The 15410-nt window shown below is 66.4% G+C and carries 12 protein-coding genes; 1 reads left to right on the top strand and 11 read right to left on the bottom strand.

Features of this window, described 5'->3' with window-relative positions; genetic code table 11:
* Positions 1-92 precede the first annotated feature (92 nt).
* The 3 genes from trmD to rpsP form a co-directional block, all read right to left on the bottom strand.
* Complete coding sequence (gene trmD, locus NUW87_RS00125) at positions 93-1163, bottom strand: tRNA (guanosine(37)-N1)-methyltransferase TrmD (RefSeq protein ID WP_377734333.1); 1071 nt, start codon at positions 1161-1163, stop codon at positions 93-95.
* On the bottom strand, positions 1156-1656 hold the full coding sequence (rimM, locus tag NUW87_RS00120) for a ribosome maturation factor RimM (protein WP_269026757.1): 501 nt from the start codon (positions 1654-1656) through the stop codon (positions 1156-1158). The genes trmD and rimM overlap by 8 nt, the downstream gene beginning before the upstream one ends.
* A 294-nt stretch (positions 1657-1950) precedes the next feature.
* The gene (rpsP, locus tag NUW87_RS00115; RefSeq protein WP_239217174.1) at positions 1951-2469 is read right to left on the bottom strand and encodes a 30S ribosomal protein S16; all 519 of its coding nucleotides are present in this window, start codon (positions 2467-2469) and stop codon (positions 1951-1953) included.
* A 372-nt stretch (positions 2470-2841) separates the two neighbouring features.
* On the opposite strand from rpsP, the gene NUW87_RS00110 reads away from it, so the two are divergent.
* Entirely contained in the window at positions 2842-4995 is a 2154-nt protein-coding gene (locus tag NUW87_RS00110) for an acyltransferase family protein (protein WP_269026756.1), read from the top strand.
* A 137-nt stretch (positions 4996-5132) separates the two neighbouring features.
* Here NUW87_RS00110 and ffh read toward each other — a convergent pair whose 3' ends face one another.
* From ffh to NUW87_RS00070, 8 genes are all read right to left on the bottom strand, one after another.
* On the bottom strand, positions 5133-6761 hold the full coding sequence (gene ffh / locus NUW87_RS00105; protein WP_269027009.1) for a signal recognition particle protein: 1629 nt from the start codon (positions 6759-6761) through the stop codon (positions 5133-5135).
* 122 nt (positions 6762-6883) lie between these two features.
* Positions 6884-8512 carry a signal recognition particle-docking protein FtsY gene (ftsY, locus tag NUW87_RS00100; RefSeq protein ID WP_269026755.1) on the bottom strand — a complete coding sequence of 543 codons (1629 nt, stop codon included), beginning with the start codon at positions 8510-8512 and terminating at the stop codon, positions 6884-6886.
* Between the two features lie 56 nt (positions 8513-8568).
* Positions 8569-8910: a hypothetical protein gene (locus tag NUW87_RS00095; RefSeq protein ID WP_269026754.1), complete on the bottom strand. Its 342-nt coding sequence runs from the start codon at positions 8908-8910 to the stop codon at positions 8569-8571.
* Between the two features lie 30 nt (positions 8911-8940).
* A complete protein-coding gene (smc, locus tag NUW87_RS00090; RefSeq protein WP_269026753.1) occupies positions 8941-12399 on the bottom strand; it encodes a chromosome segregation protein SMC in 3459 nt (1152 codons plus the stop codon).
* A gap of 24 nt (positions 12400-12423) precedes the next feature.
* Positions 12424-12909: a CAP domain-containing protein gene (locus NUW87_RS00085; protein ID WP_269026752.1), complete on the bottom strand. Its 486-nt coding sequence runs from the start codon at positions 12907-12909 to the stop codon at positions 12424-12426.
* Entirely contained in the window at positions 12906-13190 is a 285-nt protein-coding gene (locus NUW87_RS00080; RefSeq protein WP_269026751.1) for an acylphosphatase, read from the bottom strand. Before NUW87_RS00080 ends, NUW87_RS00085 begins: the two co-directional genes overlap by 4 nt.
* A gap of 22 nt (positions 13191-13212) precedes the next feature.
* Positions 13213-14721, bottom strand: a complete 1509-nt coding sequence (locus NUW87_RS00075) for an alanine/glycine:cation symporter family protein (RefSeq protein ID WP_239217181.1) — start codon at positions 14719-14721, stop codon at positions 13213-13215.
* 172 nt (positions 14722-14893) lie between these two features.
* Entirely contained in the window at positions 14894-15400 is a 507-nt protein-coding gene (locus tag NUW87_RS00070; protein WP_239217182.1) for a flavin reductase family protein, read from the bottom strand.
* Positions 15401-15410: the final 10 nt, after the last annotated feature.

Raw genomic sequence — 15410 nt, 5'->3', positions numbered from 1 at the left:
TGTCCTTTCTTACGCGTGTAACGCACCCAAGTGTATTGCCCAATTGGTCAGACCTTTAAATTTTCATAGGGTGATGTTGCCCACCAGATAAGCTAAACCTCTACAGTGCCGCCAGACTGATAAGCCCCAGTTGGCAGCGCGTTTTCCACCGCCCGCGTGGCCTCCTCGAGCGCGAGCGCGGTGCGCCCGGCGACGGTGAGCGTGGTTCCCTCCAGGGTGACCTCGGGGTCGCGGTAGCCAGCCTTCTTCAAGGCCCTGCGCAATTGCTTTACGACGACCCGCGCCGCCCCGTCCACCCTCACCGTCGTGAGCACGTCGCGAGCGTCCAACATGAACCGATCATCCTCGCTCAGCGGTGTCTGCTCCAGCAGCTCGGGGCGCACCTCGCGGGTGCGCTTTAGCGACTGCTCCCGGCGCCACGCCTCCACCTTGGCGTGGTCGCCGGACGTCAGCACCGCGGGCGCCTCAAGGCCGCGCCACACACGCGGTTTGGTGTAGCTCGGCCCCTCGAGCAGGCCGTCGGAGAAGCTGTCGTCCTCATGGCTTTCGGTGTTGCCCAGCACGCCCGGGATCAGGCGCGTCACTGCCTCAGCGATGACTAGGACGGCAACCTCGCCGCCAATCAGCACATAGTCGCCGATGGACACCTCACGCACCCGGTAGCGCTGTGCGGCGTCCTCGAAAACGCGCTGGTCGATGCCCTCGTAGCGCCCGCACGCGAACACGATGTGGCGCTCGCGCGACCACGCCTGCGCGTCCTTTTGCGTGAATGGTTTGCCTGCCGGGGTGGGCACCAGCAGCAGTGGCTTGGTGCTGTCCTCGCCGCCTTCGTACGGGCGGGGTGCCACCTCGTGCACGTCGTCGTGGCGCAGCTTGTCGTTGCGGTGCGCGGCGGCGGTGTCGAGGGAAGTTCCGGGGCGGCCTTCGGCGACGTCGTCAAGCGCAGGCCCCCACACCTCCGGCTTCATCACCATGCCCGGTCCCCCACCCAGCGGCGGCGCGTCCACGGACTTGTGGTTGCCGGTGGCCCAATCGCGCAGATCGTGCACGCCCACCGACAAAATCCCCTGCTCGATCGCCTTGCCCAGCAGCGCGTGGCGAAGCGGATCGAGGTACTCGGGGAAGATGGTGACAACGTCTAAGCGCAGCTGCGGGCTAGACATCAAGCAGGCCCTCGGGCGGGGTGATGGTGAGGTAGCCCGCCTTAGTGTCGAGCTCCGGCACGAAGTCCATCACGAACGGGACCATGACCTCCTTGCCCCGGTAATCGATCTCCAGGATCTTCCGGTTCGGCGCGTCCATCACGCCCGTGACCTCGCCGACCTCTTCGCCGTCATGCCGCACCTTCAGGCCGATAAGCTCGTGGTTGTAGTACCCCTCCGAGTCCTCTTCGCGCTCCAGCGGCTCGGCGAAGAACTTCATGCCGCGCAGGCTATCGGCGGCGGTGCGGTCCGGCACCTCCTCAAAGCTGACCAACAGGCGCTTCTGGTGCGGCCGCACCGTCTTCACGGTCAGCTCCCGCTCCTTGCCGGCCTGGCGGCCGGTCAGCACAGCGCCGACAACGATGTGTTCCTCCGACTCGTCCACCAGCAACTCGACGGCAACTTCACCTTTCACGCCGTGGGACTTGACCACGCGGCCGATCTGCAGCTCCATGGGTGATTACGGTAGCAGGCCGCCGGCTCGCCGAACGTTCCTGGCTGCGCCAGCTCCCCCTGCGCCAGCTCCCCCTGCGCCAGCTACGCAGACCCTGGGAGGCTCATCCTGGCAATGCGCGATTTTTGCGCGAACCCAGGCTCTAGATCCCAGGGTTTGCGTGCGGCCGGTCCGTCAAACGGCTGCTTGGCGGGGGCAAGGCGGGGTGGAATTCGCCGAACCCTCACCAACGCGAAACCCCCGTTGCGCACGTGGGGTGCGCGGAACGGGGGTTCGTCGAGAAGCGAAGAGTGCTTAGTTCTCCTCAGCCGGAGCGTCCTCGGACGCCTCGGACTCAGCCTCAGCGGACTCGCCCTCAGCCTCAGCAGCCTCAGCCTCGGCAGCGGCGGCGGCCTCAGCGGCCTCCTTTGCCTCAGCCTCTTCCTTGGCCTTCTTGCGCTTCTCGGTGATGGCCTCGGCGGTCGGGCCGTTCTTGGCCTCCTCGAGCGCCTGGTTGAACAGGTCGAGCTTGGACGGCTTCTCCTCGGCAGTCTTGAGGGTGCCCTCAGCGCCGTCGAGACCCTTGTGCTTCTGCCAGTCGCCGGTCACCTTCAGCAGTGCCATCACCGGCTCGGTCGGCTGCGCGCCGACACCCAGCCAGTACTGAGCGCGCTCGGAATCGATGCGGATGAGCGACGGCTCTTCCTTCGGGTGGTAGATGCCGATGTTCTCAATGACAGCACCGTCGCGACGGGTGCGGGCGTCGGCGATGACGACGCGGTACTGCGCGTTGCGGATCTTGCCAACGCGCTGCAGCTTGATCTTTACAGCCATGATGTACTTCCTTGTAGGTCACTGGGCAGTGCAGACACTCGCCACTTATCGACGAGCCGGTTCAACCCTTCTTATTTACCCTGCGCGTGCCTGGCCGGGCGACCTGCCTCGCTTATGGGACGAGGTACAAGACGGATCCGGCGCGTACACAGTTATGGACTTGTCGTGCCTGGCGCGCATACACGCCGGACAGCCCGTGATACTTTACGCGCGCTTTCCCCAGGTTCCAAAACACGCGTCCGGCTTTAGCCTTCCACATCCGCGCGAGTCTGGTTCGGTCCCGCGCGTTGGGGGCGGTATTGTCCTTAACCGCTTGTGACGATAGACGGCACAGCGCAGCAAGGCACACGGCAAAACGGGTTGGAGAAACGGTTGAGTACGACGGCAGGGCACCCACCACAGCCGACGAAAGGCTCCACCGCGTACCGCGTCGACCTGGACGGGCTGCGCGGGTTCGCCATCGCGCTCGTGGTGCTCTTCCACGTGTTTGTCGGCCGCGTCTCCGGCGGCGTGGATGTCTTCCTGCTGCTGTCCGGCTACTTCTTCCTCGGCGGCCAGCTGCGCTACGCGCTGCGCCCCAATCCGAACCTGAATCCATGGTGGCCGTTGTGGCGCACCATCCGCAGGTTGGTACCGGCACTCGCGCTGGTGGTGGTCGTGGTCGTCGGCCTGGTCATGGCGTTCACCCCGGAGCTGATGGGCGTGGAGCTTTCCCGCCAGGTCACCGCGTCAATGCTGTACTTCCAGAACTGGGAGCTGATGGCGCAGAACGCGGATTACGCCGCTGCCAGCCAGGAGACCTCTCCCCTACAGCACCTGTGGTCCATGTCGGTGCAGGGGCAGTTCTATGTCTTTGGCATTCTTCTGGGCTGGGTCATCGCCGTGACTGTGACCAAGCTGCGGGCGAAGCCTGAACACGCCCGCCGCGCCGCCATCGCGCTGCTTGCGGTGATCACCGTGGCATCGTTCGCCTGGGCCTCCCGCTTCGGGCTGGAGGGCACCGGCGAGAACTACTACTCCACGTTCTCCCGCGCGTGGGAGCTCTCCCTCGGCGCGCTGCTGGCGTTCGTACCAGCAAACCGGTTCCTGCCGCAGACCACCGCGTGGCTCACCGCGCTGCTCGGCGTGGTGCTCATCGCCATCACGGGCTTTATCGTGCCCACCTCGCTGGCCTTCCCTGGCCCCGTCGCCCTGATCCCGCTCACCGGTGCGGCCCTGGTGATCCTCTCCGGCAACGCCAACGGCGTATCCAAGGTGCTCGCCTCCGCCCCGATGACCTGGCTGGGCAGCGTGGCCTACTCGCTGTACTTGTGGCACTGGCCGCTGTTGATCATCGTCACCGTCATCGGCGGCTACAAAACCCCGCCGGCCTGGCTGGGCGGACTGGTCATCCTGGTGTCGCTGTGTTTGGCCCACGTCACCCACACGCTCGTGGAGGACCCGCTGCGCCAACACCGCCCACGCCCGCGTGGCGACGACCATCCGGTGGCGGCCGCGAGGGCGTCGCTACGCACGCTGCCCGGCGTCGCGCGTGCGGTGGGAGGCGTACTGTCCGCAGCGCTGTTCACCGTCGCGCTGGCCGTGCAACCGTACTGGGACACGCGGGTGGACAGCGCAGAAAAGGCGCTCGACCCGGTCAACTACCCCGGCGCCCGCGCCATCCAGGGCGCACAGGTGCCGGATGTGAAGCCGCAGCCGGACCCGAGCCTCATCGCCGGCGTGTTCCCGCCTATCGGTCTCGACGACTGCATGATTTTCCTCCCAGAAGCCCCCGACGCCATGCCCGGCCCAGACTGCACCTACGGCGACTTGGAGGCGGACACCACGATCGTGCTCGCCGGCGGCTCCCACATCGAGCCGTTCATCGTCCCCCTGGACAAACTGGGCAAGGAACACCACTTCAAGGTCGCCACCTTCGTGCGCCAGGAATGCCCGCTGGTGGTCGGCGGCCCGCTGGATCCCGCCAACGACATCGTCTCCCCGGAGTGCGCCGAGTGGGGCGAAAACGCGATGCAGGAGATCATCAACCTGCAGCCCGACCTGCTCGTCTCCACATCCACCCGTCCCGCGGGCCACGCCGGCGACGGACGCGTCTCCGCCGACTACGTGCCCGACGCCTACGCCAACCTCTGGCAGCGCCTTGCGGAGCTTGGCATCCCGTTCGTCGGCCTGCGCGACAACCCGTGGATGTTCACCCCCACCGGCGAGCCAATGGACCCGAACCTCTGCATCGTCGCGGGCCACTCCGAGCACGCCTGCTCCATGGCGGCGGACATGGTCTACGCCCCCGAGGACCCGGCCGCGTACTTCCTCGACGGCGGCTACGCCCAGTGGGAGATCGACACCGCCGGTTGGTACTGCGTTGACGGCCTTTGCCCGCCGCAGATCGGCAACGTGTACATCTACCGCGACCAGAACCACATCTCCAACGCCTATGCCGAGTCCCTGACACCGGTGTTGTGGGAGCGCCTCGCGCCGATCTTCGAGGAGCTTTCGCTTCTCGACGTCCCTCCGGCCACCCCGTAGCCCCCTCGTTGGGCGCCGAGTTCGGTGCCCCATTCCGTGGATCCAGCTAGTAGGACCCAGCTATTCGCCATTTTTCGACGATTAGCTGGGTCCTTGTAGCTGGATCCTAGCCCTGAACGCGGGAGAAGCTCCGCCGCCTAGAAGAACTTGCCCTTCTGCATGCGCTTCATCGCCTCGTTGAAGTCCAGGTTGTTCAGGTCCATGCCCTGCATGCCTGCAGGCAGCTGCTCCTGGAGCTTTTCCAGTTCCCTCGGGTCCGGCATTCCAGGCATGCCGCCGCCCATGCCTGGCAGGCCCGGCATGCTCGGCATCTTGGGCTTTCCGCCTCCGCGCTTCGGCGGCTTACGCTTGCCGTTTTTGCCCTTGCGGCCCTTAGGTTTCTTCTTCGTGGCGGAGCGGCCGCCGCCCATGCCAGGCATGCCTGGCAGGCCGAACTGGCTGGCCATCTGCCCCATCATCTTCTTGGCCTCGAAGAAGCGGTCGACGAGCTGGTTGACGTCGGAGACTTTGACGCCGGAGCCGTTGGCGATGCGTTTGCGTCGAGAGGCATTGAGGATCTTCGGGTCCTGGCGCTCCTCGGGCGTCATGCCGCGGATGATGGCCTGGATGCGGTCGAGCTGCTTCTCGTCGACCATGTCGGCCATCTGGTTCATCTGCTTGCCGCCCGGCATCATCTTCAGCAGGTTGCCGATCGGCCCCATGCGGCGGATCATCAGCAGCTGGTCCAGGAAGTCTTCCAGGGTCAGCTCGCCGGAGGTGAGCTTGTTGGCGGCGGCTTCGGCGTCCTGCTCGTTGTAGGTCGCTTCGGCCTGTTCGATCAGGGAGAGCAAATCGCCCATGCCGAGGATTCGGCTGGACATGCGCTCCGGGTGGAAGACGTCGAAGTCCTCGAGCTTCTCGCCGGTGGAGGCGTACAGGATCGGCTTGCCGGTGACCTCACGGATGGACAGGGCTGCACCGCCGCGGGCGTCGCCGTCGAGCTTGGTCAGCACCACGCCGGTGAAATCCACGCCTTGGGCGAACGCCTCGGCGGTCTTCACCGCGTCCTGGCCGATCATGGCGTCGATGACGAAGAGGACTTCATCGGGGTTAACCGCGTCGCGGATGTTGCGCGCCTGGGTCATCAGCGTCTCGTCGATGCCGAGGCGGCCGGCGGTATCGATGATGACCACGTCGTTCTTCTGCTGCTTGGCGTGCTCGATGCCCTGCTGCGCCACGGCGACCGGGTCGCCGTGGGAGGTGCCCATCTCGTGCTCGTAGGAGTCCAGCGACGTGCCGGGGTCCGGGGCGAAGGTGGGCACGCCGGCGCGCTCGCCGACGATCTGCAGCTGCTGCACCGCGCCCGGGCGCTGCAAGTCGCAGGCCACCAGCATCGGGGTGTGGCCCTGCTTGGCCAGGTGGTTGGCCAGCTTGCCGGCCAGCGTGGTCTTACCGGCACCCTGCAGACCGGCCAGCATGATCACGGTCGGCGGGTTCTTCGCCATGTTCAGCCGGCGCGTTTCGCCGCCGAGGATGTTGGTCAGCTCCTCGTCGACGATCTTGATCACCTGCTGCGCAGGGTTCAGCGCCGCGGACACGTCTGCGCCGAGCGCGCGTTCCTTGACGCGTTTGATAAACGCGCGCACGACTGTGAGCGAGACGTCCGCCTCGAGCAGGGCGAGACGGATCTCGCGCGCGGTGGCGTTGATGTCTTCCTCGGTGAGCTTGCCCTTGCCGCGCAGGCCGCCGAGGGCTGATTGGAGGCGGTCGGACAGTGACTCGAACACGGTGTGCACGCTCCCTTGTGCTGCTAGCGGAAAATAATCCCCACAAGACTAGCGCGCGCCCTGGGCGATGGGCACATCACTGTGCTGTCGCCGGGGGCGCGGAGGCGTCGACAGGCAAATGCTTAGCCGAGCAACGCGTCGACGAAGCTTTCCACCTCAAACGGCGCGAGGTCGTCGGCGCCCTCGCCGAGGCCGACGAGCTTGACAGGCACACCAAGCTCCTCCTGCACCTGGAAGACGATGCCGCCCTTGGCCGTGCCGTCCAGCTTGGTCAGCACCACGCCGGTGATGTCCACGACCTCGCGGAACACGCGCGCCTGCATGATGCCGTTTTGGCCGACGGTGGCATCCAGCACGAGCAGGACCTCGTCGACGTTGCTCTTCTTTTCCACCACGCGCTTGACCTTGCCCAGCTGGTCCATCAGGCCGGTGGAGGTGTGCAGGCGGCCCGCGGTGTCCACGAGCACGACGTCCGCGCCCTCGGTCACACCGGTGGCCACCGCGTCGAAGGCGACGGACGCCGGGTCCGCGCCCTCCTTGCCGCGCACGGTGGAGGCGCCGACGCGCTTGCCCCAGGTCTCCAGCTGGTCGGCCGCGGCCGCGCGGAAGGTATCTGCCGCGCCGAGCACCACGGAGTGGCCCATGGACACCAGCACGCGAGCGAGCTTGCCGGTGGTGGTGGTCTTGCCGGTGCCGTTGACGCCGACGACCAGGATCACGGCGGGTTTGCCGTCGTTCGGCATGGCCTTGATCGAGCGGTCCATTTCAGGGCGCGCGGCCTCGATGAGTGTCTCGCGCAGCATCGCGCGGGCCTGATCCTCGGTCTCCACGCCGCGCTCGGCGATCTTCTCGCGCAGCGAGTCGGTGACCTTCATGGTCAGCTCCGCGCCGAGGTCCGCCATGATCAGCGTGTCCTCGATTTCCTCCCAGGCGTCCTCGTCCAGGTCGCCCGCGGTGAGGATGCCCAGCAGCCCCTGGCCGATCGCGTTCTGGGAGCGCGACAGGCGTCCGCGCAGCTTGCCCATGCGGCCGGCGGCCGGTGCGATGTCGTCCAGCGGCTCCTCCGTCGGCGCCTCAACCACCACGGCATCCTCGGAGACCTCGGCGCCCTCCTGGCGCGCCTCGTCCGCACTCTCCTGCGCCGCCGCAGCAGCCGCCGCGGCTTCTTCGGCCTCAGCAGCCTGCTTATCGACGGGCTCCGCCTCGACCTCGTCAACCCTCTCCACGGGCTCAGCTGGTTCGACGGGCTGCTCCGGCTCCACGGGCTCAGCCGGTTCCGCGGGTGCAACCGGCTGCTCCTCGGCGACCGGCTCAGCTGGCTTCACCGGCTGCTCAACCGGCTCTGCCGGCTCTGCCTTCGCGGGCTGGGTGGTTTCGGTGGGGACCTGTGGTTCGTCGTCACGCGAAATTGCGCGCTCGACGACGGTCTCTTCTTCCTCCTGCTTCGGCGGAACAAACGCGGCAGCCGCCTGCGGCTTCGCCTCAGTCTTCGGCTTCTCGCGGCGGACCGGCTCCGGCTGCTTCGGCTGCGCGTCCGCCTGCGCGAAGTTGAAGCCGCCCTTGGCCTGGTAGTTGCCTGACTTTTCCTGCTGGGTCAGCTCCTTGGGCTCTTCGACCTTGTCAAAGGAGATGGTCTTCGATTCCCTGCGCTTCTTCCCGGCGACGACAACGCCGATGAGGATCAGCGCAATGACGATGACTGCGAGGACAATCCAAAACGCAGTGCTGTTGACTAAAGCATTGAGATCCATGCGCTCTAGTGTGCCAGCACCGCCGACATTACGCGGGGGCGGGCATCAAGAAGGTCCTAGTGGCTCTTTTGGTAGAGCTCCCCGTCGCCGAGACCGATCCGCAAATCCCCCTCATCCGTTTGAGTGACCGGCAACCGTGTTTCCGCGCTATCCGCGGTGAAGATGAGGTTGTCCCCATCGACGGTGCACGCCTCGTCAGCCTCAACATTTTCGGGCTCGGCGACGTGGTGCAGCGTGCAGTCTCCCCCGTCGATGGTGAGGGTACTGGTCAGACTCTCCTCACCAGCTGATTCAACCTTGGTGTAGGTGCCGCCCAAATCCGCTGAGGTGGAGCATCCGCCGACAAAGAGAGCCAGTGCGAAGACACCCACAGCCGCGGAGGTACGTGAAACAGACATATTCACCCTTTCTCCAACTTTCGGATGATACTACTCGGCAGGAGCTGCCCCCGCAGGCTGCATGCGCTGCGAGAGCACGCGGGTCACACCGTCGCCGCGCATGGTCACGCCGTAGAGCACGTTCGCCACGTCCATGGTGGGCTTCTGGTGGGTGATCACGATGAGCTGGGAATCCTGCCGCAGCTCCTCGAGCAGGGCGATGAGGCGGCGGAGGTTGACGTCGTCAAGTGCTGCCTCGACCTCGTCGAGCACGTAGAACGGGCTGGGGCGGGCGCGGAAGATGGCCACCAGGAAAGCGAGCGCGGTCAGGGACTTTTCACCGCCGGAAAGCAAGGACAGGCGCTTGACTCGCTTGCCCGGCGGGCGGGCCTCGATCTCGATGCCGGTGGTGAGCATGTCGTCCGGCTCGGTGAGCACGAGGCGCGCCTCGCCGCCCGGGAACAGGGTCTGGAACACGCGTGGGAACTCCGCCTCCACGTCCGCCCAGGCGTCGGTGAACAGCTGCAGGATCTGCGCGTCCACGTCCTCGATCACGTTCGTGAGGTCCTTGCGCGCCTGGATCACGTCGTCGAGCTGCGTGCTCAAAAACGTGTAGCGCTCCTCCAATGCCTTGAACTCCTCCAACGCCAACGGGTTGACCTTGCCCAAAGCGCGCAGATCCTTCTCCGCCTGCTTGAGACGCTTCTGCTCCGCGTCGCGGTCGAAGTCCTCGCCCGGGGTGTAGTCCGCGAGCAGGTCAGACACCGCGATGCCCAACGACGAGGTGATGTTGGACTCCGCCTCGTCGATGCGCACCTGCGCCTGCGAGCGCGCAATGTCGGACTGATGCGCGTTGTCCGTCAGCCGCGCGAGTTGCTGGCGGGTGGCGCCCACCTGTTGGCGCGCCTGCTGCACCTTGCCCTGCAGGGAGTTGAGCTGCGCGTTCAGCTCATCGCGCTGGCCGGTAGCGCGGGCGAGCGCGTCTTCGATGCGGGCTGCCAAATCGCGCGCATGCTTCTCGACGGCACCGGCCAGCTCCCCTTCCGCCCTCCGGCGAGCCATCGCCGCTTCATGGCGGGCCTTCGCCTGGCGCTCCTGCTCCGCCTGCCGGCGCAAACCGTCGCCCTTACCGGCCTCGGCTTCCGCGCGCTGCTGCGCGGTACGTGAGGCGAGCGTTGCCTCCATTTCCAAGGACTTGGCGTGGTTCAGCGCATTTCTGGCCTGGTCGCGTTGCTCCGTCGACGGCTCCTCCGGCGACTCAGCGACGTCCGTGTCCACGCGAGTGAGGCGGTCGCGCGTCTCCTCCAACTCGCTGCGGCGCTGGGCCAAGCGCGCGTCCGCCTCGTTCGCACGTGCCGCGGCGCGCTCGTGCTCGGACTTGTTCGCCTCGGCCTGTTTGACCAGGCGTGCGAGGTCGCGGCGCCAGGATTCCACTTCGGTGTCGTGCTCGCGCAGCGCCGCCTTGGCGGACGCAGCGCTCACGCGGGCCTCGTCTGCGGCGACGGTCGCGCCTTCGAGTGTGCCGGCGAGTTCCTCGAGCAGCTGTTGTGCTCCGGCCAACTCGGACTTCGCTGCCTCGATGCGGGCCGAGACCTCCACCGTGGAGGTCTGCCCCGTGCCGGCGGCGACCCAGCCTTCGCCCACGAGCACGCCCGCAGGTGTCACGGCCCGCAGGCGCGGATCCTGCTCCACCACGCTGCGCGCGACGGCGAGATCGTCCGCCACCGCCACGTCCGCGAGCAAGCGCGTGACCGGGCCGGTCACCGATGGGTCCAACTCCACGTGGTCGAGCAGCCAGTCCGCCTCGCCGTCGGTGTCCAAGCGCCACGACGAACCGCCGCGCGCATCCACCACCACGGTCCGCGCGGCCGATTCCAGCGCGCCGACCGCGTCGTCGGAGACCTCACCCGCCAGCGCTTCGGCGTGCTCGCCGAGCGCGGCGGCAAGCGCGCGGTCCAACCCGGGCTCCACGGTGACTAAGCCCGCAAGCGCAGTAAACCCGGAGAGCACGTCTTCTGCGGAGTGCTTCGGCGTCTGCTCCGCCAGCGTGTCAATGCGCGACTGCAGGGTTGCCACCGCGCGCTCGTGCTCGCGTTGCTCGGCCCGCAGCTGGTCCAGGCGCTTGTCCGCGGCGTCGGACTCGGTGTGGGCACGGGCGAATGCGTCGTCGAGAGGCGAGCGCTCCGCCGCAAAGCCTGCGATGCGCTCCTCGACGGACGCGACCTCCGCATCTGCCTCTCGCGCGCGTTGCTTCGTCTCCGCGAGCGTTTCCTCCAGGCGGCGCACCTCCTCTTCGGCCGCCTCGACGGCCGCTGCCTGGGATTCCTCCTGCGCGATCAGGCGCACGACACCCTCGCGACGGTCCGCGATCGCGCGCACCTGCGCCATGTGTTCGCGCTCGGCGGCGTCGAAGGCTTCCTGGCGCTCGGCAACCTCCTCACGGATGGTCTCGAGTTTCTCAGCGGCCTCCTCGGCGGCTTCAAGGGCTTCGGCGTAGCGCTCGTCTGCAAGCTGCGCCCGCGCCTCCAGGTCCTCCGGATCCTGGCCGGCATAGGGCGCGAACGAGTTGGAACTGCGGGCGCGTTCCGACGCGATACGTTGGGTCGCGCTCACCCGCTCGGCCAGCGTGGACAGTGCAAACCAGAGCTGCTGTGCCTCCTGGGCCTGCGGCTGCAGCTCCTGCTGGCGCGCCTCCACGACCTCCTGCTCCTCCACCGCGGTCTCCAACGTCGCGGTGACGGTCTCCACCTGCTCCGCCAGCATCTCGGCGGCACGCTCGGCGTCTGCGTACTTCGCGCGCAGCCTTACCACCTGATCGCCGGCGAGTTTGAGCTTCGCGTCGCGCAACTCCGCCTGCACCGCCGCGCCCCGCTTGGCGGCCTCCGCCTGGCGGGCTAGGGGTTTGAGCTGCTTGCCCAGCTCGTCGGTGAGGTCGGTCAGGCGGTCCAGGTTCGCCTGCATGCCGGTGAGCTTGCGCTGCGCCTTCTCCTTGCGGCGGCGGTGCTTGAGCACACCCGCAGCCTCTTCGATGAACGCGCGGCGCTCCTCCGGGCGCGAATCCAGGATCTCGGAGAGCTTGCCCTGGCCGACGATGATGTGCATCTCGCGGCCGATACCGGAATCGGACAGTAGCTCCTGGATGTCCATCAGGCGCGCCTTGGAGCCGTTGATCTCGTACTCGCTCGCGCCGTCGCGGAACATGCGGCGGGTAATGGCCACGTCTGTGTAGTCGATGGGCAGGCGCTTGTCCGTGTTGTCGAAGGTGAGCGTGACTTCCGCGCGCCCGAGTGGCTTGCGGCCGCCCGCGCCGGCGAAGATGACGTCTTCCATCTTCCCGCCGCGCAGATTTTTCGCGCCCTGCTCGCCCATCACCCACGCGAGCGCATCCACCACGTTGGATTTGCCGGAGCCGTTCGGCCCCACTACGGCGCAGATGCCGGGCTCGAATTTCATCGTCGTCGCCGACGCGAAGGACTTGAATCCTTTGAGCGTCAGCGATTTCAGGTGCATTTTGTGGATGTTACCGCGCGTTGGCTAGCGCGCCTGCATGACCACGATGTAGCCCCAACCGTGCCCCGCCACGTAGCCGTGGGCCGCGCCGACGCCCACCGCACGCGCGTTGGACAGCATGTTGCGGTTGTGTCCCGGCGAGGTGCGCCACTGCTCAAACGCCGCTTCCGGGCTGTGCGAGCTGAAGGCGATGTTTTCGTATACGTTCGCGTCTGAGTGGCGAAAGCTGTTGGTGCGGCTGAGCTCCTCAGCCCACGCCTGCGCCTGCGCGTCTAACCGGCCGCTTCGCAACCACGGCAGGCGGCCGTTTTGGATGCGGTAGAAGTTGATGTTGCGGTAGGTTTTCGCCCGCGACGCTTCCGCCACGTCCCACGGCAGACCGGGATCGTACTGCCGGTTGGGCAGGCTGCTCATGGACGCGAAGCTGGAGGATAAGTCCTGCGCTTGCGCGGGCGCCGGGGACAACGTGATGGCGAGAGCGGCCACTACCGCCACGGTGCGTGCTTTCATCGTTCCTCAAACCCTTCCGCGCCCTTGGGCTCCCCGAATTGGGCCTGGACGTGCTCCACGTTCCCCGGACGATCTGCACTCGAAGGCTGTTCTTCAAGAAGATCTTTTAGCTTTGCGACGTCACCTTCGGTCCCCTCCGCAACCACCTCCACCCTGCCGTCAGCAAGGTTCTTCGCGTAGCCGGCCAATCCCAGCTCGAGGGCGCGGGAGCGGGTCCACCAGCGAAACCCGACGCCTTGGACGGTGCCGCGGACATGGGCGGTCATGCGTGTATCTGCCATGCCACCCAAGCGTAGCGCCCGATTAACGCCCGCGGTTGTCGTCGCGAAGCGCGATGCGGTCCTCGTCGCTACGGCGGGTCACCGGGTCCGAGCCGTCCCAGAACTCCACGTTCTTCAGCTCCGGCAGCATCTCGCGGTGGAACACTGGGTCGATGCCCTTGCGTCGCTGGTCGTTGAAGTTCTTCAACAGCTTCAGCACCACGCCGCCGAGCGGGATGATGGCGACGATGTTGAAGATGGCCAGCAGGCCGGCCATGGTGTCGCCGAGCGCCCACACGAGTGGAACGGAACCAAACGCGCCGAAGATGACAAACCCGATGACAATAATGCGGAAGACGTTGAGCGCAGATTTGGATTCGGTGAGGTACTCCAGGTTGGTTTGCGCGAGGTAGTAGTTGCCAATCACGGAGGAGAACGCCAGGAAGAACAGAATGGCCGTGATGGCGTGGGCGCTCCAGTCGCCCAAGGAATCAGCCAGCGCGGACTGGGTCAGGGAGACGCCCTGCACATCGTCCTTGCCGTAGGACACCGCCGGGCCGAGCAGCACGATAAAGGCGGTGATGGTGCACACGAGCAGCGTGTCAAAGTACACGCCGAGGGTTTGCACCAGGCCCTGCTTGACCGGGTGGGACACGGTCGCAGAGGCAGCTGCGTTCGGGGCGGAGCCCATGCCGGCTTCGTTGGAGAACAGACCGCGGCGCATGCCTTGGGTAAACGCGAGCCAGACCCCGGCGCCGGCGACTTCCTTCAAGCCCAACGCATGGGTGACAATCAGCTCGAACATGGCGGGGATCTCGCGCCAGTTCACCACGAGTACCACCACGCCCATGATGATGTAGGCGCCGGCCATAAACGGCACGATCACCTGCGTCCACGATGCGATACGCGTCACGCCGCCGAAGATGACCAGGGCGGTGAGGATCGCCAGCACACCGGCGACCGCGCATTTGACCAGCGCGGAGTCGTTGCCCACGGAGGTTTCAATCGCGGCGGTGATGGAGTTGGTCTGGATGGCGTTGTAGACAAAGCCGTAGGTCAGCGCCAAAAAGGCCGAGAACAGCACGGCCAGTGGCCTCCAGCCCAGGCCGCGCGTCATGTAGTAGGCGGGCCCGCCGTGGTAGTTGCCTTCCGCGTCCTTGGTCTTCCACAGCTGCGCAAGCGTGGACTCCACAAACGCGGTGGCGCCGCCGAGCAGCGCAAGCAGCCACATCCAGAACACCGAACCCGGCCCGCCGATGGAGATCGCCAGCGCCACGCCGGCGATGTTGCCGGTGCCCACGCGCGAGGCCGCGGAGATGGTAAACGCCTTGAACGCGGATACGCCACCGTATTCTTCGTCGAGGTCGCGGCCCTCGCGATCCTTGCCCTTGGGCGTCTCGGCGACGGCCTTGAGCATGTCCGGGATGAGGCGAATTTGAACGAACAGTGTGCGGAATCCGAAGTAGACGCCGGCGGCGATGAGGAACACCGGGACGATGTTCCACAGCACGCCGTTGAGCGAATCTTCGACGAAGGTGGTGGCTGTTTCCATGGCGGGCAGTGTATCCACAGGTTGCCCACATCACACAACTAGAGGCTTTTGAGCTACCCCTCCACCGCACCCGCCCCCACAAACCCAGAGGAAGCACCCCCTACTACGGCCCAAAATCGGACAAACTCACCCTTTCGTTCTCTGGGTTTGCGCAAAGGGGGGCGCAAAAGCCTTACCCCTCCACCGCCGGGGTGCACACTTCGCCGGGTGCAATCGCGCCGTGGGTGCCAAACTCGCGCTGCCAGTACAGCAGCGGGCAGTTGGTGTTGACGTCGGTGGCGGCAACGTCGACAAGCACAAGCACGTGGTCGCCCGCAGCAATCATCTGCGCAACACGCCCGGCTACCCACGTGTGGTTGTCGGCCAGCTGCGGCGCGCCGTCGGCCATCGTCCACTCCACCCCCGCGAAGCGGTCCACCCCCTTCGTGGCGAAGCGCCGCGCCAGCATGTTCTGCTCGGTGGAGAGCACATTAATGCCTATCGACGCCCCTTCGGCCAACAACGCCAACAGCGACGACCTTTGATCGAGCGAGACCAGCACCATCGGCGGATCCAGCGAGAGCGACATGAAGGCGCTGACGGTGGTGCCGTGCGGGTCCGTCGCAGAACCGGTGGTCACGATCGCCACCGCGGCAGCCAGCTGGCTCATTGCGTCTTTGAATGCTGACTGATCAACCATGTCGCACACC

The organism is Corynebacterium pilbarense (assembly GCF_026930265.1).
Classification (GTDB): Bacteria; Actinomycetota; Actinomycetes; order Mycobacteriales; family Mycobacteriaceae; genus Corynebacterium; species Corynebacterium pilbarense.
The sequence above is the reverse complement of the archived record's forward strand: the minus strand, read 5'-3'. Positions and strand labels throughout refer to the sequence as shown.

Coding starts and splice junctions, on each gene's coding strand:
- NUW87_RS00095 (WP_269026754.1), bottom strand. CDS start 8,910: ATGTCTGTTTCACGTACCTCCGCGGCTGTGGGTGTCTTCGCACTGGCT.
- rpsP (WP_239217174.1), bottom strand. CDS start 2,469: ATGGCTGTAAAGATCAAGCTGCAGCGCGTTGGCAAGATCCGCAACGCG.
- smc (WP_269026753.1), bottom strand. CDS start 12,399: ATGCACCTGAAATCGCTGACGCTCAAAGGATTCAAGTCCTTCGCGTCG.
- NUW87_RS00075 (WP_239217181.1), bottom strand. CDS start 14,721: ATGGAAACAGCCACCACCTTCGTCGAAGATTCGCTCAACGGCGTGCTG.
- NUW87_RS00070 (WP_239217182.1), bottom strand. CDS start 15,400: ATGGTTGATCAGTCAGCATTCAAAGACGCAATGAGCCAGCTGGCTGCC.
- NUW87_RS00080 (WP_269026751.1), bottom strand. CDS start 13,190: ATGGCAGATACACGCATGACCGCCCATGTCCGCGGCACCGTCCAAGGC.
- trmD (WP_377734333.1), bottom strand. CDS start 1,163: ATGTCTAGCCCGCAGCTGCGCTTAGACGTTGTCACCATCTTCCCCGAG.
- NUW87_RS00085 (WP_269026752.1), bottom strand. CDS start 12,909: ATGAAAGCACGCACCGTGGCGGTAGTGGCCGCTCTCGCCATCACGTTG.
- ftsY (WP_269026755.1), bottom strand. CDS start 8,512: ATGGATCTCAATGCTTTAGTCAACAGCACTGCGTTTTGGATTGTCCTC.
- rimM (WP_269026757.1), bottom strand. CDS start 1,656: ATGGAGCTGCAGATCGGCCGCGTGGTCAAGTCCCACGGCGTGAAAGGT.